A 24,781-nucleotide genomic window follows, 5' to 3' on the forward strand; every position below is an offset into this window, starting at 1 on the left:
TGATGTTGCGCAAACCAGCCTTTCTCAATGACCCGATGATCCTGGTCCTGCTGGCGGCGACTTTGCTTGCACTGGTTCTGCCAGCGAAGGGGGAGGGCGCCGATATCGCGCGCAGCATATCGAGCGCGGGCATATTCCTGCTGTTTTTAGTCAATGGAATGCGAATCGCGCGCGGCGAAATTGCGCGTGCTTTCGTCAATTGGCGCTTTTTCCTGCCGCTGTTCCTCTGGGTGTTCGGAGCGATGGCGTTGCTAGGCCTCGGCGCATCGCATCTCGCGCAGGGCTTTCTGCCGCCTCTGGTGGCGCTCGGCTTCCTATACCTCGGCACGCTGCCATCGACGATCCAGTCGGCGATTTCCTACACCACGCTCGCCAATGGCAATATCGCACTTTCCGTGGTCGGAGCCGCGCTCATCAACATTGCCGGAGTTTTCGTGACCGCGCCGCTTTTCGCGCTGTTGGCAGGCAGCGAGGCGGCGGAGATCGGCAATGACGTAATCGTCAGGATCGGGATGATCCTCGTGCTGCCGTTTCTGATCGGGCAGGCGGTGCAGGGCTGGACACGCGATTGGGTGATTGCCCGCAAGGCAAGGATCGTCTGGCTCGACCGTATCGTGATCGGAATCGCGGTATTCGTCGCGTTTTCGGGTGCGGTCGAACAGGGACTTCTGACGATGTTCGATCCGTTGAGCGGTGTCGTGCTCCTAGGTCTCGTCTGCGCATTTCTGCTGTTGGCCAATCTGGGCGCCTGGTGGGCCAGTGCCTTGCTGGGTTACACCCATACAGACCGGACAGCATTCCTGTTCGCCGGCGCGCAGAAGAGCGTCGCTATTGGCGCGCCGCTCGCAGCGATATTGTTCGCGCCCGAGGTGGCCGGCTTCGTTATTGCGCCGCTGATTCTCTACCACTTCCTGCAGCTCGTGATTGCTGCACCGATTGCTAGTCGGTTGGCGCACTCTGCAGATTGACCCTCTCGGCTCCCTCGCGGCGGTTGTGCCGCACCGACCACCAGAAGCTGAGGCCGATCAGCACCGCGCCGATAAGTCCCGTGATGGTTTCCGGGATATGCCAGCGCGCCGACAAGAGCATGATCACGCCGAGCACGATGATTGCCCAGAAGGCACCGTGTTCGAGATAGCGATATTGGGCTAGGGTGCCGGTGCGAACGAGGTGGATCGTCATCGAGCGCACGAACATTGCACCGACCGATAGGCCGAGGGCGATAATGATCATGTTGTTCGAAAGCGCGAAGGCACCGATAACTCCATCGAAGCTGAAAGACGCGTCGAGCACTTCGAGATAGAGAAACCCGCCTAGGCCGGACTTCACGATCTCTCCGGCCGCTTTCTTGCGCGCTTCGCGCTCCTCGATGATTGCCCCGATTGCATGCACACTGATGAAGGTGACAAGACCGAGGATAGCAGCTGTCAGGAATGTCACGACATCCGCCTCTGGCAACGCTGTCGAAACGCCATAAACGAGCAGTAGAACCAGTCCGATCTCTACCGCGGGCACGCTGGAGAACTTGGAGATCCAGCGCTCTACGGCATGGATCCAGTGTACTTCCTTCTCTTCTTCGAAGAAGAAAGTGAGGCCGACCATCGCCAGGAATGCTCCGCCGAAGCCCGCGATGCCGACATGCGCGCTGGAGACAATCTCTTCGTAGCGCACAGGGTCGTTCAAGGAGAGATTGATCGCCTCAACCGGCCCGAGACCCGCTGCAATCGCGACAATGGCGATCGGGAAGATGATCCGCATGCCGAATACGGCGATCAGGATACCCCAGGTAAGGAAGCGTTGCTGCCACACCGGGTCCATCTCTCGCAGCACGGTCGCATTCACGACAGCATTGTCGAAGCTCAGCGATACTTCGAGGATCGAGAGGACAATGACGATCCATAATATGCCGAGCGTTGCCGTCAGCGACCCCGTGCTGGCCCAGCCATACCAGGCGGCCAGCCCAAAGCAGATCGCGGTGAAGATGAGCGAGAATGTGTAATAGCGCAGCAGCGTTTGCATGGGCTGCTTAATCCTTGGGCTGGTAAGTTTGTTCCTCGCTGGGGAAGCTGCGCGCGCGCACCTCCTCGGCATAGGTCGCGACGGTCTTCTCGATAATGCTCGCGATATCCTCGTATTGCTTCACGAAGCGAGGGACGCGGTCGAACATGCCGAGCATATCGTCCGTGACGAGGACCTGGCCATCGCATTGGGCCGAAGCACCGATCCCGATGGTCGGACAAGAGACTGCCTTGGTGGCTTCGATCGCGATCGGCTCCACCACGCCTTCGATGACGATGGCAAAAGCCCCTGCATCGTCGAGCGCCTTGGCATCGCTTACGATCTTCTCTGCCTCGCTATCGCTGCGGCCGCGTGCGGCATATCCGCCCAGCACATTCACTGCCTGTGGCGTAAGGCCGACGTGGCCCATGACGGGGATGCCACGCTGGTTGAGGAAGGCGACCGTCTCGGCCATTGCCTCTCCGCCTTCGAGTTTCACCGCCGCTGCGCCTGATTGCTTGAGCAGAAAGGAAGCGCTTTCGAACGCTTGCTCTTTGGAGGCTTCGTACGATCCGAAAGGCATGTCGACGACGACGACCGAGTGGTACGAGCCGCGCACGACGGCCGCGGCGTGATTGGCCATCATTTCGAGCGTTACGGGGACGGTCGATTCGAGGCCGTAGATAACTTGCGCGAGAGAATCCCCCACCAGCAGGATGTCGCAATGCGCATCGAGCAGTTGTGCCTGCCTAGCAGTGTAAGCCGTGAGCATCACGATCGGCTCTTCGGTCACGCCGTCTTTCTTGCGCGCGCGAATGCGTGGGACTGTCAGGCGCCGCATCGGCTGCGGGGTCGGATGCGCGCGGCTGGTCGAAGTATCGAGTTTGAAGGTCGTGGACATGGGCTGCCTTCTAGGCGGAGGCGGGGCATAAGGCAAAGCAATGGCGTTGCCGCTTCGAGAAATTTCTTGCATGCATCGCGCAAACCAATGCGCGGTTATCGCGCCAGGGAGGAATGGGAATGGCAGTCATGGGTGCAACAGACGGTGCGGCGCCGCGCGAAGGATGGTCGTCACGCACGGCTTTCATACTCGCCGCCATCGGATCTGCTGTCGGGCTGGGCAATTTGTGGCGCTTTCCTGCCGAGGCAGGCGAGAATGGCGGCGGTGCCTTCGTCCTGTTCTACATTCTGTGTGTGGCGCTGATCGGTCTTCCCGTGCTGCTTTCGGAGACGCTGATCGGCCGGCATGGACAGGCATCCGCTCCGGAAAGCGTCCGGCGGGTCGCATTGGAAAGCGGCGCTTCGAAACACTGGAGCGTGCTGGCAGGAATGGGTGTGACAGCCGCGTTCCTGATCCTCAGTTTCTACTGTGTCGTCGGCGGCTGGGTCCTTTACTATATTGGCGTTTTCGTTTCCGACCTGTTCCAGACCGGTCTGACCGGCGGTGCCTTCCAGGGGCGCCCTGCCAGCGATATCGAAAGCCTGCTGCCGTCGCTGTTCGGAAATGGCGGCCTGATGGTGGGTCTCGACTTCGCGTTCCTCGCAGTGACGCTCTATTTCGTGGCGCGCGGCGTATCGGGCGGGATCGAGTGGGTTGCGACCTGGTTGATGCCGGCCTTCTTTGCGCTCCTCATCCTCATCACGATTTACGGTTTTGCCACTGGTGCTGCCTCCGAGACGGTGGCCTATCTCTTCACCTTCGATTTTTCCAAGCTGACGCCGGAAGTCATGCTGGCGGCGGTCGGGCAGGCATTCTTCTCGCTCTCGCTCGGTGTTGCAGGGATGATCACCTACGGCGCTTACGCTGGGAAGGACGTGAACTTGGGCAAGACTTCCGGCATCATTGCCAGCGCTGACACGGCGGTCGCTCTGATTGCAGGTCTATGCATTTTTCCGATCGTTTTCGCCGCTGGTCTCTCGGTCAGCGCAGGGCCGGGCCTGATGTTCCAGTCGCTTCCCGTGGCTTTCCAGAACATGCCCTTTGGCTCCCTGATCGGGGTCGCGTTCTTTGTCATGGTGGCCTTCGCTGCCCTCACGAGTTCGGTGGCACTGCTCGAAGTGCCGACGGCCTGGACGATGGAGCGTTTCGCAATAGGGCGCATGCCTAGCGCGATCATCGTGGCGATCGGTGCAGCGATCCTCGGGGCGCTCTCGGCGCTTTCATTCAACGAGATGGCCGATTTCCGTCCGCTCGGTTTCATTCCGACCTTCGCCGAGGCCAATTTCTTTGACGCGCTGGACGGCGTGACGGCCAAGCTGTTCATGCCGATCGGCGCGATCCTGACCTGCGTGTTCGTGGGGTGGATCGCCGATACGCGCCTGATCGATAGCGAAAACGGCCTCGACGGGGCTTTGCACAAGCTCTGGCGTTTCCTCGTCCGGTTTCTCTGCCCGCTGGCGCTGATCGCCATTCTGGTGGTGGGGCTTTCGAGCTAGCGCACTTCGGAAAGCATGAGAAAAGGGCCGCTCCCCTCGACGGGAAGCGGCCCCTTGCGACCCTTGTTGTGGTCTTGCGCTCTATCAGAGCGTGGTTTCGGCGTGCTTGTCCTGCACTTCGTCATGGATGGTCTGACCCAGCGCCATCTTGGCGGTGGTCAGGATGCCGAGGTCTCCGCTCCAGATCTCGGCGTCGCCAAGGTCCATACGCAGGAACAGGATGTCGGGATCGTCCTTGCCGCCATCATACCAGGCCTTCACGAAGTTGCTCCAGAACTGTTCGAAACGGCCCTGGTCTTCTTCGATAGCGAGCGTACCGGTGAACCGGGCAAAGAGGTCATGGCCCTTGCTCTCGAAGGTTGCGGTCACGGGGCCGAGCTTGGCGAAATCGCTGTTCTTTTGGGTGAAGAACCAGATCGAGCTATTGGCGTCCTTGTCCAGCTGCGCGGTCATCGGGACGGCGCTGTCGGGATTGGCATTACGCTGAAGAAACAGGAAGGACGAATCGTCGAGCGCCTTCCAGAACTTCGTCTTCAGTTCGTCTGCATTACCGGTCGAATATTTCATGGGGGGTATCTCCTTCGCTATTGCTTAATCAATGGCTTATCGGGCGATTTGTTCCGTCTGCACGAGGTGGGGCGTGGCTGCGTGTTGACGAACCGAAAGAGGCGATTGCGAATCTTTCGGATATGGAACATAGTAAGAACATATGAGTCGTCCGGATATGTCTTTCTCCACTCTTGGCAAAGGGTGCGACCTCGCAGCGCTGTCTGCCACCCGCGCAAAGCGTTGGCGGACGGGGCTGGATGCGCCGGCCCATAGCGAGGTCTTTGCGGGCAGCGACACGGCCTGCGGGGCGGCGCTGGCACTGGCGCTCGCCCGCGATGGATTGCAGGCGGCAGGGCATGATCCCTTGAGCGAGGTCGAGGATCGCCGGCAGGTGCTGTGGGTGCAGGATGCAGCAACCATCCGCCTTACCGGGCGGCCCTATCGCCACGGCCTGCCACACGAATTGCGCCACCGGCTGATCCATGTCGCGGCAAAGACGCCCGAAGATGCGCTCTTCGCCCTGGAAGAGGGGCTGAGGTGCCGCGATCTGGCTTTTGTAATCGGGGAGTTGGCGGGCAACCCGAAGGCGCTCGATTTCACAGCTTCGCGTCGGCTCAGCCTCACGGCGGAGAAGCATGGAGTGCCGCTGTGGCTCGTCCGGCTCGACGCGCAGGCCGAACTGTCCTCTGCACGGATGCGCTGGCGGGTAGAGGCGGCAGCTTCCTCTCCGCCGCGCTGGAATGCAGAGGCGCCCGGTCGGGCGAGCTGGCATGCCGAACTGTTCCGAGCCCGCATTCATGCCCCGGGAAAATGGACCTTGCACGATGATGACGGACGTCTCGCCGCGGTCGCACCTGCCAGCCAGCAGCCAGCCACGCCGGATCATGGCGATATGGCTCGCGCGACTGTCGGTCGATCGCTGGCGGCTCTCTAACAATATAGCGCCCGGTGAAGGGCTCGATGCGCAGCCGCTCGCCCTGATTACCGAGACGGCGCATGGTCCGCGGATCGATGCTGCCAATGCTGCCGGGCTGGAAGCGGGCGCGCGCCGGGGAATGATGCTGGCCGATGCGCGGACGCTGTGCCCGCAGATCGCCGTGGCACCGTCCGATCCGGCGGGCGACCTCGCTTTCCTGGAGAAGCTTGCCCTGTGGGCGCAGCGCTGGGGGCCATGGAGCGCGATGGACCCGCCCGACGGGCTGATCGTGGATGTGACCGCGGTGGCGCATCTGTTCGGCGGCGAGCGGCGGCTGCTTGCCGATGTCGCGCAGAGCTTCGCCCGCCGAAAGCTGCAGGTTCGGCTGGCGATAGCGCCGACGGCGGGGGCCGCCTGGGGGCTCGCGCATTATTCCGGCGAGGCTGGGAGGCAGAAGGGCGCGATACTCGGGCTGGACGAGGATGCCGCGGCGCGGCTCGGTAGGCTGCCGGTGGCCGCGCTCAGGCTCGATGACGATGTTCTGACCGTCCTGCGCCGCCTCGGTCTCAAGCGGCTGGAGGATCTTCACGGGATCGGACGCGACGCGCTGCATCGCCGCTTCCGCAATCGCAAGTCACCTGCCGCCAATCCGCTCGTGCGGATGGACCAGCTGCTCGGCCGCGTGCCCGAACCGATGCTGCCGGTGGTGCCGCAGCCCATGCCGCTGGTGCAGCGACGGCTGGCCGAACCGATCCGCCACCGCGACCTGCTCGATCAGGTGATGGCCGACCTTGCCGCGAATATGGTTCGCGAACTGGAAGGAAGGGGGGAGGGTGCACGCCGCCTCGATCTCGGCCTGTGGCGCGTCGATGGCGAAGTGGTGAGCAGGCGGCTGGAACTTGCCGCCGCCACGCGCGACGCCGCGCATATCCTGCGGCTGTTCGCTGCCAAGCTTGACGATGTCGATGCCGGTTTCGGGATCGAGACAGTGCGGATGCGCGCGAGTTGGTCGGAAAAACTCAAGCTGGAGCAGGGGGATATCGAAAGCTCTGCAGAAGAGCATGGCACGTCGCTGGCTGCCTGTATCGACCGTCTCGGCGTCCGGCTCGGGCCGGATGCGATCGGCCGTCCGGTCGGCTGCGCCAGCCACATTCCCGAACGTGCGCAGCGCTGGCAGCCACCGCTCGAACCCGAGCCTGTTGACCAGAACGAGCCGCAGTTTCGCCAGCGCCCGCTGAAACTGCTCGACCGGCCAGAGAAGATCTCGGTGCTCTATGCCTCGCCCGATGGCAGCCCAAAGGCGTTTCGCTGGCGCGGATCGGTGCATGACGTCGCCCGCGTGGAGGGGCCGGAACGGATTGCGCCGGAATGGTGGCGCGAACGATCCACTACCCGCCTGCGGGATTACTACCGGCTTGAGGACAGCGAAGGGCGACGTTTCTGGGTATACCGACATGGTATCCTGGGTGATGGCCGGGGAGGGCTACCGCACTGGTTTTTGCAGGGTTTTTTTCCTTAACGGAATATGCCCGTTATGGTTTTTCTCGAGATGTAAAATACCTTTCGTTTACCGTTAGGTGGCAAAGGACACTCATGACCGAACTCGGAAGAAAGCGGGAAACCGAGCGCAAGCCGCTCGACGTCCTTGTCGAAGGGCGATTGCGCTCGCGCACGGTCTGTGTCGAACTGGTCGATGTTTCGGAAGGTGGTTGCAAGCTGAAGGGTAAGCTCGGCTTTACCAGCCTCGGTGAAACCGTAACCCTCAAGGTCGACGGCATTCGCGCGCCGCTCGGCACGGTCGTATGGACCGAGGGGCAATATGCCGGTGTCGCTTTCGACGGCAAGATGCACCCGGCGGTCATCGACCACCTCTACAAGCAGCAGCTTGAGAAACGCGCCGGATCGGCCCAGCGCCGCGCTGGTTGAGCTCCCGAAGCCCGTCAGCGGGCCAATCGTCTCCATTTCACCATAAATCAGATTGGGGATTGGCGAATCCCCGATAAGAACATATAAAGAACAGATGGCGTCGCAAACCATCATACAGAAGCTTCGGATTCTCGCCGATGCGGCGAAATACGATGCTTCCTGCGCCTCGTCCGGGACGGCGAAAAAGAACTCGCTGGGCGGCAAGGGGATCGGTTCGACCGAGGGAATGGGCATCTGCCACGCCTATGCGCCCGATGGCCGCTGTATCTCGCTGCTCAAGGTCCTGCTGACCAACCACTGCATCTTCGATTGCCACTATTGCATCAATCGCAAGAGCTCGAATGTGGAGCGCGCCCGCTTCACGCCGCAGGAGGTGGTCGACCTCACGCTCAATTTCTATCGCCGCAATTATATCGAGGGGCTGTTCCTGTCCTCGGGCATCATCAGGAACTCGAACCACACGATGGAGCAGCTGGTGGAGGTCGCGCGGATCCTGCGCGAGGAGCATGATTTCCGCGGCTATATCCACCTCAAGACCATCCCCGAGGCCGATCCGGAGATCATCCACCAGGCAGGCCTTTATGCCGACCGTGTCTCGATCAATGTCGAACTGCCGACGGACAGCGGGCTGACCCGGCTCGCGCCTGACAAGAACGCGCGCCAGATCGAAGGCGCGCTGGCGAAAACTACCTCCGACATCGTCGAGGCGAAGGATGCGAAGAAACGGTTCCGCCATGCGCCGCGCTTTGCGCCTGCCGGCCAGTCGACCCAGATGATCGTGGGTGCGGACGCCGCGACCGACAGCGACATCGTGGGCAAGGCGAGCACGCTCTACAATTCGTTCAGCCTGCGCCGCGTCTATTACAGCGCTTTCTCGCCGATCCCCGATGCGAGCGCCGTGCTGCCGTTGAAGCGTCCGCCGCTGATCCGCGAACACCGGCTCTATCAGTCGGACTGGCTGATGCGTTTTTACGGCTATAAGCCGGGCGAGATCGTGCAGGCGGCGGAGAAGGACGGCAATCTGCCGCTCGACATCGATCCCAAGCTCGCCTGGGCGCTGAAGTTTCGCGATGCCTTCCCGGTCGATGTGAACCGCGCCAGCCGCGAGCAATTGCTGCGTGTGCCGGGGCTGGGGACGACTTCGGTAAAGCGCATTCTGGCGGCGCGGCGGCACCGGACGCTGCGGCTCGATGACGTGGCAAAGCTGACGCTCTCGATAACCAAGGTCCGGCCCTTCATCGTCACCTGCGATTGGCGGCCGACTTTCCTCACCGACCGTGCCGACTTGAGGAGCATGCTCGCGCCGAAGCAGGAGCAGCTTGAGCTGTTCGCGGCATGACAGCCCTGAACTCCTTTGCGCAAAATGTCAGCCTCGGCGCGCATTACGTCGTCCACCTGCCGGAGCCGGATGATTTCGCCTTCTGGCGGGAGCGCGCGCGACAACTGGTGCAATGCGATGTGCCGCCCGACCGGGTGTCCTGGGTGGAACCGGGCGGGACGGGCGACTTGTTCGCTCAAGAAGGGCCATCGCGAGGGGAAAAGCGCCTACCCGTGCCGGAAAGCGGCGCGCGGCCCGTGCGTGCCAGCAAGCGCTTTCTCAGCCTGGCAAAGAACGCTGCGCTGCATTCCGACCCGCAAAGGTTCGCACTGCTCTATCGCCTCTTGTGGCGGCTCCAGTCGAACCCGCGCATCATGGAGGACAAGGCCGATAGCGATGTCCGCCGGATCGAGGATCTCGACAAGGCGGTCCGGCGCGACAGCCACAAGATGCACGCCTTTGTCCGGTTCCGAATGGTCGAGGATGACGAGGGCGGCGAGCATTACGTCGCCTGGTTCGAGCCCGATCATCATATCATGCGCGCCAATGCGGGCTTCTTCATGCGGCGCTTCGCCAACATGCGCTGGTCGATCCTGACGCCCCGTGGATGCCTGCACTGGGACGGCGAGGTTATGCGCGAAAGCGGGCCTGCCGACCGCTCGGAGGCGCCCTCTGGCGATCCGACCGAAGAGCTGTGGCGGACCTATTATGCCTCCATCTTCAATCCCGCGCGGCTGAAGGTCGGGGCGATGCTCAAGGAAATGCCCAAGAAGTACTGGAAGAACATGCCCGAGGCCGCGCTGATCCCCGATCTCGTCGCCGGGGCGCAGAAGCGGGAGAGCGCGATGGTTGCGGCAGGTGCGTCGAAGTTCGGCGAGGATGTCGAAGACCGGCCTGAAACGCTGGACGCGATTGATGCGGCAATCCACCGTTGCCGCAAATGCCCGATCGGCGCGCTCGACAACCACGCGGTGATGGGTGAGGGGCCGCGCGATGCTTCGCTGATGATCTTGGGCGAACAGCCGGGCGATCAGGAGGATCAGGCGGGCCGCCCCTTCGTCGGGCCTGCAGGTCAGCTGCTTGATCAGTATCTCCAAAAGGTCGGGCTCGATCGCAAGGCGGCCTACGTCACCAACACCGTGAAGCACTTCAAGTTCGTGATGCGCGGCAAGCGGCGGCTCCACCAGAACCCCCAAGCGAAGGAAATCGACACCTGCCGCTGGTGGCTGGAGGCCGAACGCGAGATCGTGAAACCGCGCGTCATTCTGGCGATGGGCGCGTCTGCGGCGCGCGGGATCCTCGGCAAGACGGTCAGCATTTCGAAGGTGCGCGGAGAGCCCATCGCGCTCGACGATGGGAGCGAACTGTGGGTGACGGCGCACCCCTCCTATCTGCTGCGTCTGGACGGGGACGCGCGCGATAGGCAGGCCGCGCTGTTCGAGGCCGATCTTGCCGCGGTGAAGGAACGTCTGGAGGAACTGGCGTGAGATGCCGGAGAATGACCTCCAGCCCCCCAAGCGCACGATCGAGATCGATCCGACAAGCATAGACGCGCCGCCGCGTGCGCCCTTCGTCGAGCTCGGCCTCGTCAGCTGTTTCAGCTTCCTGCGCGGGGCTTCGGATGCGGTCGATCTTGCCATGACTGCCCGCGCGCTTGGTTACGATGCGATCGGGATCGCCGATGCCAATTCCATGGCGGGCGTGGTGCGCATTCATACCGAGGCGACGACGCTCAAACTGCGTCCCGTCATCGGCACGCGGATCGAGACGGTCGAAGGGTTCGCCTTCCTCGCCTATCCGCAGGATCGTGACGCCTATGGGCGCCTCTGCCGCCTGATCAGCGCGGGTCGGATGAGCACGCTCGACGGCGAATGGCAGGAGAAAGGCGCGTGCGACATCAGCCTCGCCATGCTGGCCGAGCACAGCGAGGGGGTGCAACTCATCCTGCTGCCGCCCGACGACCTCGAGGCCAGGTTCACGATCACTATCCCGAGCAATGTGGTGCCGTTCCCCGAAACCGACGCTCATCGTTTCCGCGAGGATGCCGAGGTCAGCGCGCCTTTTCCCGATCTCCTGCCCCACCTCGCGAGCCAGCTAACCACCCTGCGCCACATCGCCGCGAGCTATCTCTACAGCGGAGATGACGTGGCGCGTATCGACCGGCTCGACGCGCTCGCGCGCGCAAACAGCTTAGGGCTGCTGGCGACAAACGATGTGCATTATCATGCGCCGGAGCGCCGCCCGCTGCACGATGTGATGAGCGCGATCCGGCACAAGACTACCGTCGCCGATGCAGGATACCTGCTCCATCCCAATGCCGAGCGGCACCTGAAACCGCCGGAGGAGATGCAGCACCTGTTCGCGCGCTGGCCGCATGCGATCCGCGCCGCGCGCGAAGTGGCAGACGCCTGCACCTTCAGCCTCGATGAATTGCGCTACGAATATCCCGAGGAGATTTATCCCGAGGGGATGACCCCGCAGCAATATCTCGAGAGCGAGACGTGGAAAGGGGCGGACCACCGCTATCCGGGCGGCGTCCCCGACAGTGTCGGGCAAACGCTCGAACGCGAGCTGGCGCTGATCGCGAAACTCGACCTCGCGCGCTATTTCCTGACCATCAAGGATATCGTCGATTTCGCCCGGCAGGTCGATCCGCCGATTCTGTGCCAGGGCAGGGGCAGCGCCGCCAATTCCGCCGTCTGCTATTGCCTCGAAATCACCAGCGTCGATCCGGCCAAGCATCAGTTGCTGTTCGACCGCTTCATCTCCGAAGAACGCCGCGAGCCACCCGATATCGACGTCGATTTCGAGCACGAGCGGCGTGAGGAGGTGATCCAGTACATCTACCGCAAGTATGGCCGCCACCGCGCCGGCCTGACCGCGACCGTCATCCACTACCGCCCGCGCATGGCGATCCGCGAAGTGGGCAAGGCGATGGGCCTGTCGGAGGATGTGACCAGCGCGCTCGCCCGCACCGTATGGGGCGGATGGGGCCGCGAGATCGGCGAGGCGCATGTCGCCGAGACAGGTATGGACCTCAGCGACCCGCACCTGCGCCGCGTGCTCAAGCTGACCCAGCAGATGATCGGCATGCCGCGCCATCTCAGCCAGCATGTCGGCGGCTTCATCCTGACAGAGGGCGCACTGACCGAAACGGTGCCGATCGGAAACGGGGCCATGCCGGAGCGCAGCTTCATCGAATGGGACAAGGACGATATCGAGGCGCTGGGCATCCTCAAGGTCGATGTGCTGGCGCTGGGCATGCTGACCTGCATCAAGAAATGCCTCGACTTGCTAGAGGATCATCATGGGCAGGCTCTCACGCTCGCGACGGTGCCGCGCGAAGATCCCGAAACCTACGCCATGCTGCGCAAGGGGGACTCGCTCGGCGTGTTCCAAGTGGAAAGCAGGGCGCAGATGAACATGCTGCCGCGCCTGCGCCCATGCGAGTTCTACGATCTCGTGATCCAGGTCGCGATCGTGCGCCCGGGGCCGATCCAGGGCGATATGGTGCATCCCTATCTCAAGCGCCGGAGGGGCGCGGAAGAAGTGGTTATCCCCGCGCCTTCGCCCGAACATGGCCCGCCGGACGAGCTTTCCAGCATTCTCGAGCGCACGCTGGGCGTGCCGATCTTCCAGGAGCAGGCGATGAAGATCGCGCTCGATGCGGCGAAGTTTTCAAGCGCCGAGGCGAATCGGCTGAGAAAGGCCATGGCGACCTTCCGCAGTCGCGGCATGGTCGACGAGCTGCAGGACATGATGGTCGGGCGCATGGTCACGCGCGGCTACGATCCCGACTTCGCCGAGCGCTGCTTCAACCAGATCCGCGGTTTCGGCGAATACGGCTTTCCCGAAAGCCATGCAGCGAGCTTCGCGCACCTCGTCTATGTGTCGAGCTGGCTCAAATGCCACTTCCCCGCCGCCTTTGCCTGCGCGCTGCTCAACTCGCAGCCCATGGGTTTCTACGCGCCGGCGCAGATCGTACGTGACGCACGTGAGCATGGTGTCGAGGTACTGCCGACGGATGTGAACGCAAGCATGTGGGATTGCACGTTGGAAGAAAGTGCCAAGCCACCCGCTCCCTCCACCCTTCCGCCCGGAGCCTACCGGGATACCATCCGGGTGGAAGGGTGGAGGGAGCGGGCGGCTACGGACTCCGAAAGCATAGGTGGCATGGCGCCCGAACGTAAGCGAGAAAACATCGCCCTGCGCCTTGGTCTGCGCCAGATCGACGGCTTGCCCGAACATGTCGCGGCGGCGCTGGTGGCGGAGCGCTCCGAGAACGGGCCCTATCGCGATGTGGCCGAGCTGAGGGACCGCGCGGGCCTTTCGCCCGCTCATATCGAACGGCTCGCGAGCGCCGACTGCTTCAACTCGCTAGACCTTTCGCGGCGCCAGGCTTTGTGGGATGCGCGCAGCCTGATCGGCGTGCCCGACTTGCCGCTGTTCAAGGCGGCGGCGGAGCGGGACGAGGGGGCGGAAAAGGCGCAAACCCGTCTGCCGCAGATGCCGCTTTCCGAAGAGGTCGTGGCCGATTACCAGACCACGCGCCTCAGCCTGAAGGCGCATCCGATGGCCTTCCTGCGCGCCAGCCTCGCCGAACGCGGCTTCGTGCGCGCCTGCGATCTCAGGGACCGCAAGTTCCGCTCGATGGTGCAGGTCGCCGGCGTCGTCCTGATCCGGCAGAGACCCGGCAGTGCAAAGGGCGTGTGCTTCATCACTCTTGAAGATGAGACGGGAGTCGTTAATCTCGTCGTCTGGCCGGACCTGAAAGAAAAACAGCGCCGGGTCGTCATGGGAGCCCGCCTCATGGAGGTGCGCGGGCGGGTGGAATATGACGACGAGGTAATTCACGTGATCGCACATCACATGACCGATGCGACCGAAGCGCTGCACGCGCTTTCCGACGATCTGCTCAACGCGCCTGTCGCGCGCGCTGATCATGTCAACAGTCCGCTGCCTTCGAGCCATGGGAAACCGGGCGAGAGACCGGCGCTGCGCCCCCGCGACCTGATCGACGAATTACCGAATACGCGCACCCATCCGCGCAATGTCCGCATCCTGCCCAAGTCACGCGATTTCCACTGAGTCGCATCATGGCACGATCCCCTTTCAAAGCCTCGCGGCCTATCGAAATCCTCATGGGCGAGACCCGGCTCATCGCGATTCTCATTTTCGCGGTGGTGGTTTTTGCCGGTGCCTTCTGGTTGCGCGAAAATCCCGAGCACAATCCGTTCGCCCCGCTCGATCTGCGCCATCCTCCCGGATTCGCTACCAAGATGAAGCTGATGGATATTACCGAAGACCGCGGCGCCTGCCGCACTGCGCTCAGCACCAGCGGGGTGGAGTTTCGCACTCTCGAGACGGTGGGCGAGGGGCCGTGCCTGCGGCGCGACCGCACGCAAATGACCAGCGCTCCGCTGAGGCCGAGCGCGCCGATTTCGACTTGCCCAGTCGCTGCCGGGCTCCAGATTTGGCTCAACAATGGCTTGCAGCAGGCCGCCCAAACGCACCTTGGTGCGCGCGTCGTTCGGATCGAGCACCTCGGGACGAACAGCTGTCGCCGCATCAGCGACAGCCGCAACAGCCCGTGGAGCGAGCATGCCACCGGCAATGCGATCGACATTCAAGCGTTCGTGCTCGACGATGGTCGCAGGATCACGGTCCTGAATGATTGGAAGAATGACGTCAGGGGCAATTTCCTGAAGGCAGCGCGCGATGCCGCCTGCGACAGCTTCAGGACCGTCCTCTCACCGGATTACAACGCGGCCCACGCAGACCACTTTCATCTCGACCAGGGGACGCGCTGGACCGGAGTCTGCCGCTAAAGACCTGTCAGGCTTCAGTTGGGCTCGAATGCATATCCAGCCGATCGCACGGTGCGGATGGGATCGCGTTTGCCGCTTTCCATAATCGCCTTGCGCAGTCTGCGGATATGGACGTCGACGGTCCGCAATTCGATATCGCTGCCCGTTCCCCAAACGCCATCGAGTAGCTGCCCGCGGCTGAAGACCCGGCCGGGGCTCTCCATGAAAAATTGCAAGAGGCGGTATTCGGTCGGGCCGAGTTGCAGTTCCTCGCCTCCGCGCGAGACCTTGTGCGCAACCGTGTCGAGCAGGAAATCCCCGACTTCCAGAACTTCTCCGGCAAGGGCAGGGCGGATCCGCCGCATGACCGCGGCGACTCGGGCAATCAGCTCGCGCGGGCTGAAAGGCTTGGTCAGATAGTCGTCCGCACCGGTTTCGAGGCCGCGCACCCGGTCGTCCTCTTCCTCGCGCGCGGTAAGCATGATGATCGGGACATGGGCGGTCTGCTTGTCGCGTCGCAACCGGCGGCAGACCTCGATGCCGCTGGTTCCCTCGATCATCCAGTCGAGGATTACGAGGTCCGGTACGTCTTCGCTGGCGAGAATGAGTGCCTCGTCGCCATCGGGCGTCACGCGAACATTGTATCCCTCGCTCTCGAAGCGAAACCGCAGCAGTTCGGACAGTGACGGATCGTCTTCGACAAGCAAGAGTTTCGCCGTGGCCATCGGTATTCCTTTTCCTTCAGGTCCTCCGGCGACTTATGACCATCGCGTTACAGTTTTGCGTCAATCAAACGCATAAAACAGTCGCGATCAGGCATCCTCGTCCGGTGGGTAAAGACCGGTCGCGGAGAAGTGGACCATTTCAGCCACATTGGTCGCGTGATCGCCGATCCGTTCGATGTTTCGCGCAACGAAGAGCAATTGCGCCGCGGTCGAAATGGTCGAAGGATTCTCCACCATATGACTGACGAGATTGCGGAAAATGCTGTTGTAGAAGGCATCGACCTTCTCGTCTGCGCGGATCACTTCGAGCGCGAGCTCGGCATTGCGCGCCGCGTAGGCGGTCAGCACGTCATGGACCATTTCGGCCGCCAGTTCGCCCATCGCCGGGAGCAAGGTCAGCGGCTCGAAGCGGCCGCGATCCTCGATGCTGCCGACGCGTTTGGCAATGTTCTTGGAATAGTCGCCGATACGCTCGACCACGCCAGCGATCTTGAGCGCCGCGATAACTTCGCGCAGGTCGTCCGCCATCGGTGCACGCAGGGCGATGACCCGCACCGCGAGCTTGTCGATCTCGGATTCGAGCGCGTCGATCTTCTTGTCACGGTCGATCACCTGTTTGGCGAGGTCCTGATCGCCCTTCACCAGTGCGTCCAGCGCTTCCTGGATCGAAACTTCGGCGAGGCCGCCCATCTCGGTGATGAGACCGCGAAGGCGCGTGATGTCCTCGTCGAACGCTTTTACTGTGTGTTCGCTCATCAGCCGTACCGCCCTGTGATGTAGTCCTGAGTCCGCTGCTCGAGCGGATTGGTGAAGATATCCGATGTGCGCCCGTATTCCACCATCTTGCCGAGGTGGAAGAAGGCCGTGCGCTGCGACACGCGGGCCGCCTGCTGCATGGAGTGGGTCACGATGACGATGGCATAGCGACCGGAAAGATCGGCAATCAGCTCTTCGATCTTGGCCGTCGCGATCGGATCGAGCGCCGAGCAGGGCTCGTCCATCAGGATCACTTCGGGATCGACCGCGATGGCGCGAGCGATGCACAGACGCTGCTGCTGGCCGCCCGAAAGCGCGGTACCGGAATCGGCGAGGCGATCCTTGACCTCTTCCCAAAGGCCGGCGCGGGTCAGCGACTTTTCGACTATCGCGTCGATCTCGTCCTTGCGTTCGGCAAGACCGTGGATGCGCGGGCCGTATGCAATGTTGTCATAGATCGACTTCGGAAACGGGTTGGGTTTCTGAAAGACCATGCCGACACGCGCGCGCAGCTGAACCACGTCCATGCCCGAGGCGTAGACGTCTTCGCCATCGAGCTCGATCGTGCCCTCGACGCGAGCAATCGGGATAGTATCGTTCATGCGGTTGAGCGTGCGGAGAAAGGTCGATTTGCCGCAGCCCGACGGGCCGATGAAGGCAGTGACGTACTTCTCCGGAATATCGATCGAGACGTTATCGATCGCTTTCTTGTCGCCATAATACACCGACACGTCGGTCGCGCGCATCTTGGCTTTGGTCTGCTCGAGGTTGGGATGGACTACGGTCACCAGGTCTTCTCGAATTTGTTGCGAAGGTAGATGGCTATGCCGTTCATCAAGAGGAGGAACAGCAAGAGCACGATGATAGCAGCGCTCGTACGCTCGACGAAACCGCGGTCGATTTCGTCCGACCAGAGGAAGATCTGGACGGGCAACACGGTGGCGGGTGATGTGAAGCCATCGGGCGGAGTCGCGACGAAGGCGCGCATGCCGATCATCAGCAGCGGCGCGGTTTCGCCCAGCGCGCGGGCCATCCCGATGATCGTGCCAGTCAGGATGCCGGGCAGGGCGAGCGGCAGCACATGGTGGAACACCACCTGCACCGGCGAAGCGCCAATGGCGAGCGCGCCGTCACGGATTGAAGGCGGGACCGCCTTGATCGCATTGCGGCCCGAGATAACGATCACCGGCATGGTCATCAGCGCCAGCGTCATACCGCCGATGAGTGGCGCCGAACGGTAGTTCGGGAATATCCAGAGGAACACCGCAAGGCCAAGCAGGCCGAAGATGATCGATGGGACTGCGGCGAGGTTGTTGATCGAAACCTCGATAATGTCGGTCCAGCGGTTTTTCGGTGCGTATTCTTCAAGGTAAAGCGCGGCCAGCACGCCAATCGGGAAAGCCATCAGAAGCGTGACGATCATCGTCAGGAAGGAGCCTTTGAGGGCGCCCCAGATTCCGACCTGCTGCGGATCGGTAGCATCGGACCGCTCCAGGAAGCCGCTATCGAAGTTTTCCGACAGCTTGCCTTCCTCAGCGAGACGGGAGGCAAGCTCCTGCATCTCTTCCGAGCCTTCGCCATTGTATCCTGCAGAAAGGTTGGCGCTTGCGGGAAGTTCGAAAGTCGTTTCGCTGCGCAGGATTTCCGGATTATCCGCGATAGCGGCGGCAACTTCGCGCCATGCCTCGGAGTTGAGTTCGGCTGCACCTTCTTCGCCCAGCGACTGCTCGGCGTAGAAAGCGACCACTTCCTGCAACCCTTGCGCCTCGAGATTTTGCAGCGCGCCGCTCGACTGCATGCTTTGCGGGTCTGCGGAAATCCCGGCTTCGGGGAAGTCGATTGTCACTTCGACTTCTGCGCGCTGAAAGCCGCCGAACCCGTTGATCGTCATGTTGCCGAGCAGGAAGATCAGGACGGCCACAGAGAACAGGATCGCGGCAAGGCCAGCCATCTTGAACCGGCGCTCCGCGGCGTAGCGCTTCTTCAGGCGCCGCGCGAAAGCGTCGGTCCTGGTTGGATTGCCGCCGTGGTCGGGACCGTCGGGGATGATTGAATCAGTCATAGGCTTCACGGAACCGTTTGACGACACGCAGAGCGACGAAGTTGAGCGCCAGCGTGACCATGAAGAGAACGAAGCCGAGTGCGAAGGCGCTCAGCGTGGCAGGGTGGTCGAAACTGCCTTCACCGGTGAGCATCGCCACGATCTGGAAGGTGACGGTTGTCATCGCTTCAAGCGGGTTGCCAGTGAGGTTGGCCGCTGCACCTGCGGCCATCACCACGATCATGGTTTCACCGATCGCGCGACTGACCGCGAGCATGACGCCTGCAACAATACCGGGGAGGGCAGCGGGCACGAGCACGCGCCGGATGGTTTCCGACGTCGTGGCACCCATCGCAAGGCTACCGTCGCGCATCGCCGAGGGCACTGCAGCAATCGAATCGTCCGCCATCGAGGAGACGAACGGGATGATCATCACGCCCATGACGAGGCCGGCAGCGAGTGCGCTTTCGCTGGAGGCGCTGGTGATGCCGATCGAAACGGCGAAGTCGCGAATGGCCGGGGCCACGGTCAGCGCTGCAAAATAGCCATAAACGACAGTCGGAACGCCCGCGAGGATCTCGAGCGCAGGCTTGAGCCAGGCGCGCAGGCGTGGATCGGCGTATTGCGTCAGATAGATCGCGCTCATCAGGCCGAGCGGTATGGCGACGATCATGGCGATGATCGCACCGATGTAGATCGTGCCCCAGAACAACGGGATGGCGCCGTAGCGCGAACCGTCGGCCGCTTCGGGGTTGCTCATCGGGTCGGGGCCCCAGAACGTTCCAAAGAGAAAATCTATGGGCGAGACCATTCCGAAGAAGCGGACCGTCTCGAAAACCAGGCTGGCAAAAATGCCGAAAGTGGTCAGGATCGCGACCAGCGATGCAAGCAGCAGGACGATCATCACCGTGCGCTCGACCCGCGTCCGCGCCGTGAAATTCGGCTTGAGGCGCAGGAATGCGAAGCTTCCTGCCGCCAGGGCGATCGCCGCGATAAGCGCTATACCGATCCAGTTGTAGAAGCTCAGCGCCGAGCGGAAAGGCTCGATCAGCGCTTCCGCCTGCGGATTGAACACGGCCTGCGCATTGCCTGACGCCACTGCGCGCGCCTCGGCAAGGATCGAATCACGTGCGAATCCGAATTGGGGAAGGTCGGCTGCAGCAGGCGATGCAAGCACCGATTGCATGACAAGTTGCGGCGCGATGGCCGACCAGATCACGCCGAAGACGAGCACCGGCACGGTGATCCAGAGCGCTACGTACCAGCCGTGGTAATTGGGGCGCGCAGCAAGCCGCGTACCGGGGCTTTCCTTCTGAAAGGTCCAGGCGCGGGCACGCGCGGCCAGCCATCCGGCCAGACCAAGACCGATTGCCATGAGGAGAAGTGTTACGAGCGACATGAAGAACTAGTCTGCTTCCGGTCTTGGAACTGCCTGGGGTGGGTGCAAAACGGACGGCTTGCTGGATGGCGGCTTGCGGTCGAGTTGGTTGGTCACGGCTGCGCGGCCCCCGTATTGCTGAATTCGCCTCACGTCCCCGCTTTGTCGGAGGCTGCGTTGTTCGAGAAATGTGACAATCTCATGACAATGCCTCTACCTCTTCATCGATCAAGGGGATTCGGACGGTGATAGAGGTGCCTTTGCCGACTTCGCTCTCTATGTCGAGCCGTCCGCGGTGGCGTTCAACAATATGTTTGACGATGGCAAGGCCGAGGCCGGTCCCGCCCGAGGCACGGCTGCGCCCGGGATCGGTGCGGTAGAAGCGGCGTGTCAGGTGGGGAATGTGCTCTGCCGCAATACCTTCGCCATGGTCGGTCACGATCAGGTGCATGCGGTTTTCTGCGCCCTTGACCAGCTTTACCTCCACAGGTGCATCGGACGCCCCATATTTGAGAGCGTTGTCGACGAGGTTGCGGACGAGTTGCTCGAGCTGCTTCGCATCGCCCCTGACCTGGTGGCCTGCTTCCAGCTCGAAGCGCAGATTATCGGCGCGCTCCGATCCTGCGGCATCGCGCGCGGCGCGCTCGACCAGCGGGGCGAGATCGAGCGGCTCGCTCGGTTCTTCGTGTTTCTCCGCCTCGACCCTGGAAAGCGACATGAGGTCGCTGACGAGAGACTGCAGGCGCCTGGCTTCCTTGAGAATCGTTTCGTGAAACTTGGCGGCGGTCTTGGGATCGAGATCTTCCCCCTCGTCGCGGAGTGTCTCTACGTACCCGATTATCGAGGCGAGCGGTGTGCGCAACTCGTGGCTGGCGTTCGCCACGAAGTCCGTATGTGCGCGGCTGATATCGGATTCTGCGGTGAGATTGATCAATTCAACCACGGCGAGGCCGTCACCGATGCCCTGCCTGTTGATGCGCCAGATGTCGCGGCGACGAACCAGCCCTTTCACGACTGTCGCGCCGTCTTTCCGCTTCAAAAGCAGCTTGATTGCCTTGGGCTGACGAAACGCAACGCGCAGGTCCTGATTGACGACATGGCTGCCGAGAAGGTTGCGCGCCGCGCGGTTGGCGAGAGCGACCTTGTCCTTGTCGGTCACAAGCAGCGGCGTGGACGAATGCTCGATCAGATCGCGCATATTATCCTGCGTGAACGGCTGCTCTTGCGCCATGAGAGGTGAATCGGGTGGGGAGGCGACTGCGAGGAAAAGCGAGCCGATCCAGACGACCGCGACCGCAATGGCGAGGAACGGGTCGACACCCATCGCGAACATCGCAACCAGCGCTACCAGTGCAAGCAGGATGCCGGACAAGGGAATCGGGTTGGACGGCGTCATCGCGGGGCGGGCATATCAGATGCTCGTGCAAAGAAAAGCACTCCGCATCGCGCAGCAGGGCAAAGAACCTGACCGGCTTTCCCCCTGCGGGGGTGAATATTGCGATGTCGGAAAAAGTGGTGACCCCTACGGGACTCGAACCCGTGTTTCCGCCGTGAAAGGGCGGCGTCCTAGACCGCTAGACGAAGGGGCCAACGCGGTGGAGAGCGCGCCTTTAGGGGGCGGTTGTGATGCGGTCAACCCCCGCATTCACTCAATCTGCAAAAGCTGCGTCTTCAAGGTGCAATTCGGCCTGCGGGCGGGTGCCCCAGTCGTCGATCTTGGCCCGCCCGGCAAGGTGGAACCGTCGCCCGGCAGAGCGATGAAGCAGGGTTTGCGCCATCTCCGTTTCGGCAGCGCGAAATGCGATCGCCTTCAATGACCGACCGTCCTCGCCTGCCGCGATAATGCGCAAGTGATCCTTGCCCACAATGTCTGCCTTGATGATTCGCACTGGCCCGACGGCCACACGCGGACCCGGCCAGCCGACGCCATAGGGCCCGGCGCCGTCGAGCGTCTCTACAAGCGAGGGCGTCAGCCCTCCCGGAGCAAGCGCGAGATCGAGCTGCATCGACTGACTTTGCCGTGCCCGGTCGACATCGCGTGCCAATCTCTGATCGAGAAACTCCACAAACGCGCTGAGCTTGTCGCGATCGATCGTGAGGCCGGCCGCCATCGCGTGACCGCCGCCTGCCACCAACAGTTCGGATTCGCGCGCCGCGATTATCGCCGCGCCAAGATCGACGCCGGAGATCGAGCGACCCGATCCCTTGCCGGTGCCGTCCTCGTCGAGAGCAATGACGATGGCCGGTTTGCCGGTCTTCTCCTTGATGCGTCCGGCAACGATCCCGATCACCCCGGGATGCCAGCCTTCGCCGCATAGCACCTGCACCGACTGGTTGTGCTGCGAAGCGATCTGCGCTTCGGCCGCTTCCTGCACCTCCGCCTCGATCGCGCGGCGCTCTTCATTGAGAGCGGAGAGCTGTTCGGCGATCTGGCGCGCTTCTTCGGGATCGTCAGTCGTGAGAAGGCGCACCCCCAGAGTGGATTCGCCCACTCGTCCGCCTGCATTGATACGCGGGCCCAATGCGAAGCCCAGGTCGCTGCATTGCGGCGCGCGTTTCAACCTGCTGGCGTCGATCAGCGCCGCCATACCGATCCTGTCGCGGCGCGCCATGACTTTCAGCCCCTGCGCGACGAAAGCCCGATTGAGGCCGTGCAGTGCCGCAACATCGGCAACGGTGCCCAGCGCGACGAGGTCGAGCAGGCCCATGAGGTCGGGCTCTTTTCGCGTCTCGAAATATCCGCGCTTCCGCAGCGTCCTGACGATCGCGATTGCGAGAAGGAAGGCGACGCCGACCGCCGCGAGATGACCGTGGCTCGCGGCCAGATCGTTTTCGTCGAGACGGTTGGGGTTCACGAGCGCGGCCGCCTTGGGAAGCTCGGCTGCACATTTGTGGTGATCGACGACGATCACATCGATCCCTGCAGTATGCGCCTGTTCGAGCGCTTCGAAGGCCATCGCACCGCAATCGACCGTGACGATCAGGCTCGAACCCTGTTCCGCGAGCCGGACGAGCGCCTCTCCACTTGGTCCGTAGCCTTCGAGCAGCCTGTCCGGGATGTAGTAATTCGCGTCGGCACCCAGATCGCGCAAGAGGCTGACCAGAAGCGCGGCGCTGGTTGCGCCGTCGACGTCGTAGTCGCCGTAGATCGTGACGGCTTCGCCGCCCAGAACCGCCTGCACGATCCGCTCGGCCGCGGTTTCCATGTCGCGAAACTCGGACGGGTCGGGGAGAAAGTCGCGAAGCGTAGGCTTCGCGTGACGTTCGATGTCGTCTTGCGCGACGCCTCTGGTCATCAGCAGTTGCGCGACGATGTCGTTTTCGAGTGAGGCTGCGCCATCCTCGAGCGCCATATTGCCGCCACGCCATCTCCAGGCCCGCCCTGAAAGGGACATCTCGATTCCGAGTGCCGTGGAGAGCGATCGTGTAGCCATTACCCCGTTTTAACCCAATGGTTTGGCCCTCGACAATGGGCTGCAATTGACAATCGACAGCGGCAAGTCTTTGACCGGGCCATGGACGAAACGAAACTCCTGATCGCTTGGCACAGCCGCACCGATGCCAGCAAAGCAATGGCCGAAGCAGCGTTTGAAGGTGCGGGCGACAATGCGGTGCTGATGCGAGCGACTGAAGTCATGCCGGAAGACCTGCTCTCAGCGGGGGCCTACCTTTTCGTGTGTCCGGAAAACCTCGCAAGCATGAGCGGTGAGATGAAAGAGATGTTCGACCGGTGCTATTATCCCGTTCTCGGCAAGATCGAAGGGCGTGCCTATGCCACCATCATCGCCGCCGGATCGGATGGCGAGGGGGCCCAGAAACAGATCGATCGCATTGCCACGGGGTGGCGGTTGAAGCGGGTTTCCGATCCGATGATCGTGAACTTCGATGCGCAAACTCCGGAAGAAATCATGGCGACAAAGCAAGTGCCTCTCAATACACTTGAAAGTTGTAAAAACCTCGGATCGGCATTGGCCGAGGGGCTATCCTTGGGCATTTATTGATGCCACAGGGGTGTTGATAATGACGGGACGGCGGACCCAGCGTGACCGAGGAACCACGCTTAGCCCGCCGAGCAGAGAGATAGATGCTCGAAGGGGGAGAGCATTCGATGCTGCCATTGCGAGGAAGGTTCGGCGCGTGAGCGTTCACGGCGTGTGCCTGTTGTTTGCCTCTGGCGCACGACCCGATCGCTTGGCAGTCCGCGAGTTTGCGGGTCGTCACGCGACGGTTTCGGTGTCTTTCGATCCGGCCGAACGTCCACCCCTCAAAGCTGTCGACGCACAAAGCATCGCCGCAGGCGAAATGCCCGACCTTGAAGAACACCAGTGGATCGAGCTCGTCCACTCCGGACTGACCTTCGATCTGCGCGGACTCGTACCGCCGCCTGGCGTCCCAATTCCCCGAACTGAATATCTGGTCGATTTCGATCGGAGACCTTCAAAATCCGATTTCGAAGCCATCGAACTGGTTCCGGGCTCGCATCTTTCGGGCGGCGAACGCACCCTGCCAGTGCTCAAGGCGATGTTCGCCCTGGCGCGCGATATCGTACATCACTTCCCGACAATTGAAGCGGTGATCTGGGCACCTTCCCAGAGCGTAATCGGCAGGCGCTTCTTCGAATCGACGGTGACTGCCTGGGTTGATGGAGGCGCTTTCCCCGCGCTCGGGCTCACAGCTTTCCGTGAGACTGTGGATGGAGGGTTGCACAGTGTCGGCCTCGATTACCTGATCGGTCAGGAACTGCGGATTGAACCATCGCTCGCCGCAGACAAGGTTGCGGCAACGCGGCTAGGCGTTCGCCTGATAAACCAGCTCGTTCTGGTCGGACGAGTAACCGAGGGGGAATACGTCATCGCGCCCGACGGGCAGCGATTGCGGGTGGAGCCCTCGGAAAACGGCAAGTTCGTGAGGGTGCAGGGCGAATGAGCTAA

The 24,781-nt window shown here is 62.3% G+C and carries 21 protein-coding genes and 1 tRNA gene; 11 read left to right on the forward strand and 11 right to left on the reverse strand.

Going from position 1 to position 24,781, the window contains the following annotated elements; translation table 11 throughout:
* Positions 1-2 precede the first annotated feature (2 nt).
* Positions 3-968 (forward strand): bile acid:sodium symporter family protein, encoded by a 966-nt coding sequence (locus CCE89_RS12775; protein ID WP_086438811.1) that lies wholly within the window; start codon positions 3-5, stop codon positions 966-968.
* Here CCE89_RS12775 and CCE89_RS12780 read toward each other — a convergent pair.
* The gene (locus tag CCE89_RS12780; protein ID WP_086438435.1) at positions 940-2,019 is read right to left on the reverse strand and encodes a DUF475 domain-containing protein; all 1,080 of its coding nucleotides are present in this window, start codon (positions 2,017-2,019) and stop codon (positions 940-942) included. The genes CCE89_RS12775 and CCE89_RS12780 overlap by 29 nt on opposite strands.
* A 7-nt stretch (positions 2,020-2,026) precedes the next feature.
* Positions 2,027-2,899, reverse strand: a complete 873-nt coding sequence (gene panB, locus CCE89_RS12785; RefSeq protein WP_086438436.1) for a 3-methyl-2-oxobutanoate hydroxymethyltransferase — start codon at positions 2,897-2,899, stop codon at positions 2,027-2,029.
* A 119-nt stretch (positions 2,900-3,018) separates the two neighbouring features.
* Between panB and CCE89_RS12790 the strand changes: the two genes are divergently transcribed.
* A complete protein-coding gene (locus CCE89_RS12790) occupies positions 3,019-4,434 on the forward strand; it encodes a sodium-dependent transporter (protein ID WP_234990075.1) in 1,416 nt (471 codons plus the stop codon).
* Between the two features lie 84 nt (positions 4,435-4,518).
* On the opposite strand, the gene CCE89_RS12795 is transcribed toward CCE89_RS12790, so the two are convergent.
* The gene (locus CCE89_RS12795; RefSeq protein WP_086438437.1) at positions 4,519-5,001 is read right to left on the reverse strand and encodes a pyridoxamine 5'-phosphate oxidase family protein; all 483 of its coding nucleotides are present in this window, start codon (positions 4,999-5,001) and stop codon (positions 4,519-4,521) included.
* 142 nt (positions 5,002-5,143) lie between these two features.
* Here CCE89_RS12795 and CCE89_RS12800 point away from each other — a divergent pair, with 142 nt between their 5' ends.
* From CCE89_RS12800 to CCE89_RS12830, 7 genes are all read left to right on the forward strand, one after another.
* Complete coding sequence (locus CCE89_RS12800) at positions 5,144-5,917, forward strand: recA-like protein (RefSeq protein ID WP_234990076.1); 774 nt, start codon at positions 5,144-5,146, stop codon at positions 5,915-5,917.
* Positions 5,868-7,418: a Y-family DNA polymerase gene (locus CCE89_RS12805; RefSeq protein ID WP_086438439.1), complete on the forward strand. Its 1,551-nt coding sequence runs from the start codon at positions 5,868-5,870 to the stop codon at positions 7,416-7,418. The genes CCE89_RS12800 and CCE89_RS12805 overlap by 50 nt, the downstream gene beginning before the upstream one ends.
* 74 nt (positions 7,419-7,492) lie before the next feature.
* A complete protein-coding gene (locus tag CCE89_RS12810; protein WP_086438440.1) occupies positions 7,493-7,825 on the forward strand; it encodes a PilZ domain-containing protein in 333 nt (110 codons plus the stop codon).
* A gap of 94 nt (positions 7,826-7,919) precedes the next feature.
* Positions 7,920-9,164: a putative DNA modification/repair radical SAM protein gene (locus tag CCE89_RS12815; RefSeq protein ID WP_086438441.1), complete on the forward strand. Its 1,245-nt coding sequence runs from the start codon at positions 7,920-7,922 to the stop codon at positions 9,162-9,164.
* Complete coding sequence (locus tag CCE89_RS12820) at positions 9,161-10,630, forward strand: UdgX family uracil-DNA binding protein (RefSeq protein WP_086438442.1); 1,470 nt, start codon at positions 9,161-9,163, stop codon at positions 10,628-10,630. The genes CCE89_RS12815 and CCE89_RS12820 overlap by 4 nt, the downstream gene beginning before the upstream one ends.
* 1 nt (position 10,631) lies before the next feature.
* On the forward strand, positions 10,632-14,231 hold the full coding sequence (locus CCE89_RS12825; RefSeq protein ID WP_086438443.1) for an error-prone DNA polymerase: 3,600 nt from the start codon (positions 10,632-10,634) through the stop codon (positions 14,229-14,231).
* Positions 14,232-14,239: 8 nt separating this feature from the next.
* Entirely contained in the window at positions 14,240-14,971 is a 732-nt protein-coding gene (locus CCE89_RS12830) for an extensin-like domain-containing protein (protein WP_086438444.1), read from the forward strand.
* Positions 14,972-14,985: 14 nt separating this feature from the next.
* Here the strand turns inward: CCE89_RS12830 and phoB are convergent, their stop codons facing one another.
* The 8 genes from phoB to recJ all read right to left on the reverse strand — a co-directional run bounded on the left by phoB (position 14,986) and on the right by recJ (position 23,284).
* The gene (gene phoB / locus CCE89_RS12835; protein ID WP_086438445.1) at positions 14,986-15,675 is read right to left on the reverse strand and encodes a phosphate regulon transcriptional regulator PhoB; all 690 of its coding nucleotides are present in this window, start codon (positions 15,673-15,675) and stop codon (positions 14,986-14,988) included.
* An 87-nt stretch (positions 15,676-15,762) separates the two neighbouring features.
* A complete protein-coding gene (gene phoU, locus CCE89_RS12840) occupies positions 15,763-16,431 on the reverse strand; it encodes a phosphate signaling complex protein PhoU (protein ID WP_200810350.1) in 669 nt (222 codons plus the stop codon).
* Positions 16,431-17,177: a phosphate ABC transporter ATP-binding protein PstB gene (gene pstB, locus CCE89_RS12845; RefSeq protein ID WP_234990110.1), complete on the reverse strand. Its 747-nt coding sequence runs from the start codon at positions 17,175-17,177 to the stop codon at positions 16,431-16,433. Before pstB ends, phoU begins: the two co-directional genes overlap by 1 nt.
* Positions 17,178-17,215: 38 nt before the next feature.
* Positions 17,216-18,493 carry a phosphate ABC transporter permease PstA gene (gene pstA, locus CCE89_RS12850; RefSeq protein ID WP_086438447.1) on the reverse strand — a complete coding sequence of 426 codons (1,278 nt, stop codon included), beginning with the start codon at positions 18,491-18,493 and terminating at the stop codon, positions 17,216-17,218.
* Entirely contained in the window at positions 18,486-19,871 is a 1,386-nt protein-coding gene (pstC, locus tag CCE89_RS12855; RefSeq protein ID WP_086438448.1) for a phosphate ABC transporter permease subunit PstC, read from the reverse strand. Before pstC ends, pstA begins: the two co-directional genes overlap by 8 nt.
* A 178-nt stretch (positions 19,872-20,049) precedes the next feature.
* The gene (locus CCE89_RS12860) at positions 20,050-21,246 is read right to left on the reverse strand and encodes a sensor histidine kinase (RefSeq protein ID WP_086438449.1); all 1,197 of its coding nucleotides are present in this window, start codon (positions 21,244-21,246) and stop codon (positions 20,050-20,052) included.
* Between the two features lie 117 nt (positions 21,247-21,363).
* Positions 21,364-21,439: transfer RNA gene (locus tag CCE89_RS12865), tRNA-Glu, on the reverse strand.
* 60 nt (positions 21,440-21,499) lie between these two features.
* The gene (recJ, locus tag CCE89_RS12870) at positions 21,500-23,284 is read right to left on the reverse strand and encodes a single-stranded-DNA-specific exonuclease RecJ (RefSeq protein ID WP_086438450.1); all 1,785 of its coding nucleotides are present in this window, start codon (positions 23,282-23,284) and stop codon (positions 21,500-21,502) included.
* Positions 23,285-23,365: 81 nt separating this feature from the next.
* Here recJ and CCE89_RS12875 point away from each other — a divergent pair, with 81 nt between their 5' ends.
* Both CCE89_RS12875 and CCE89_RS12880 read left to right on the forward strand, forming a co-directional pair.
* Entirely contained in the window at positions 23,366-23,851 is a 486-nt protein-coding gene (locus tag CCE89_RS12875) for a flavodoxin family protein (RefSeq protein WP_086438451.1), read from the forward strand.
* Positions 23,852-23,987: 136 nt separating this feature from the next.
* Positions 23,988-24,776, forward strand: a complete 789-nt coding sequence (locus CCE89_RS12880) for a hypothetical protein (protein WP_086438452.1) — start codon at positions 23,988-23,990, stop codon at positions 24,774-24,776.
* Positions 24,777-24,781 lie beyond the last annotated feature (5 nt).

Source organism: Altererythrobacter xiamenensis (assembly GCF_900177715.1).
Lineage (GTDB): Bacteria > Pseudomonadota > Alphaproteobacteria > Sphingomonadales > Sphingomonadaceae > Erythrobacter > Erythrobacter xiamenensis.

Bases quoted from the DNA above. Each gene is read 5' to 3' on its own strand.
- CCE89_RS12875 (WP_086438451.1), top strand. From the start codon at position 23,366: ATGGACGAAACGAAACTCCTGATCGCTTGGCACAGCCGCACCGATGCC.
- panB (WP_086438436.1), bottom strand. From the start codon at position 2,899: ATGTCCACGACCTTCAAACTCGATACTTCGACCAGCCGCGCGCATCCG.
- CCE89_RS12805 (WP_086438439.1), top strand. From the start codon at position 5,868: ATGGCGATATGGCTCGCGCGACTGTCGGTCGATCGCTGGCGGCTCTCT.
- phoU (WP_200810350.1), bottom strand. From the start codon at position 16,431: ATGAGCGAACACACAGTAAAAGCGTTCGACGAGGACATCACGCGCCTT.
- pstB (WP_234990110.1), bottom strand. From the start codon at position 17,177: ATGCGCGCGACCGACGTGTCGGTGTATTATGGCGACAAGAAAGCGATC.
- CCE89_RS12815 (WP_086438441.1), top strand. From the start codon at position 7,920: ATGGCGTCGCAAACCATCATACAGAAGCTTCGGATTCTCGCCGATGCG.
- CCE89_RS12825 (WP_086438443.1), top strand. From the start codon at position 10,632: ATGCCGGAGAATGACCTCCAGCCCCCCAAGCGCACGATCGAGATCGAT.
- pstA (WP_086438447.1), bottom strand. From the start codon at position 18,493: ATGACTGATTCAATCATCCCCGACGGTCCCGACCACGGCGGCAATCCA.
- CCE89_RS12795 (WP_086438437.1), bottom strand. From the start codon at position 5,001: ATGAAATATTCGACCGGTAATGCAGACGAACTGAAGACGAAGTTCTGG.
- CCE89_RS12775 (WP_086438811.1), top strand. From the start codon at position 3: ATGTTGCGCAAACCAGCCTTTCTCAATGACCCGATGATCCTGGTCCTG.
- CCE89_RS12790 (WP_234990075.1), top strand. From the start codon at position 3,019: ATGGCAGTCATGGGTGCAACAGACGGTGCGGCGCCGCGCGAAGGATGG.
- CCE89_RS12810 (WP_086438440.1), top strand. From the start codon at position 7,493: ATGACCGAACTCGGAAGAAAGCGGGAAACCGAGCGCAAGCCGCTCGAC.
- CCE89_RS12800 (WP_234990076.1), top strand. From the start codon at position 5,144: ATGAGTCGTCCGGATATGTCTTTCTCCACTCTTGGCAAAGGGTGCGAC.
- CCE89_RS12780 (WP_086438435.1), bottom strand. From the start codon at position 2,019: ATGCAAACGCTGCTGCGCTATTACACATTCTCGCTCATCTTCACCGCG.
- phoB (WP_086438445.1), bottom strand. From the start codon at position 15,675: ATGGCCACGGCGAAACTCTTGCTTGTCGAAGACGATCCGTCACTGTCC.
- CCE89_RS12860 (WP_086438449.1), bottom strand. From the start codon at position 21,246: ATGACGCCGTCCAACCCGATTCCCTTGTCCGGCATCCTGCTTGCACTG.
- recJ (WP_086438450.1), bottom strand. From the start codon at position 23,284: ATGGCTACACGATCGCTCTCCACGGCACTCGGAATCGAGATGTCCCTT.
- CCE89_RS12820 (WP_086438442.1), top strand. From the start codon at position 9,161: ATGACAGCCCTGAACTCCTTTGCGCAAAATGTCAGCCTCGGCGCGCAT.
- pstC (WP_086438448.1), bottom strand. From the start codon at position 19,871: ATGTCGCTCGTAACACTTCTCCTCATGGCAATCGGTCTTGGTCTGGCC.
- CCE89_RS12830 (WP_086438444.1), top strand. From the start codon at position 14,240: ATGGCACGATCCCCTTTCAAAGCCTCGCGGCCTATCGAAATCCTCATG.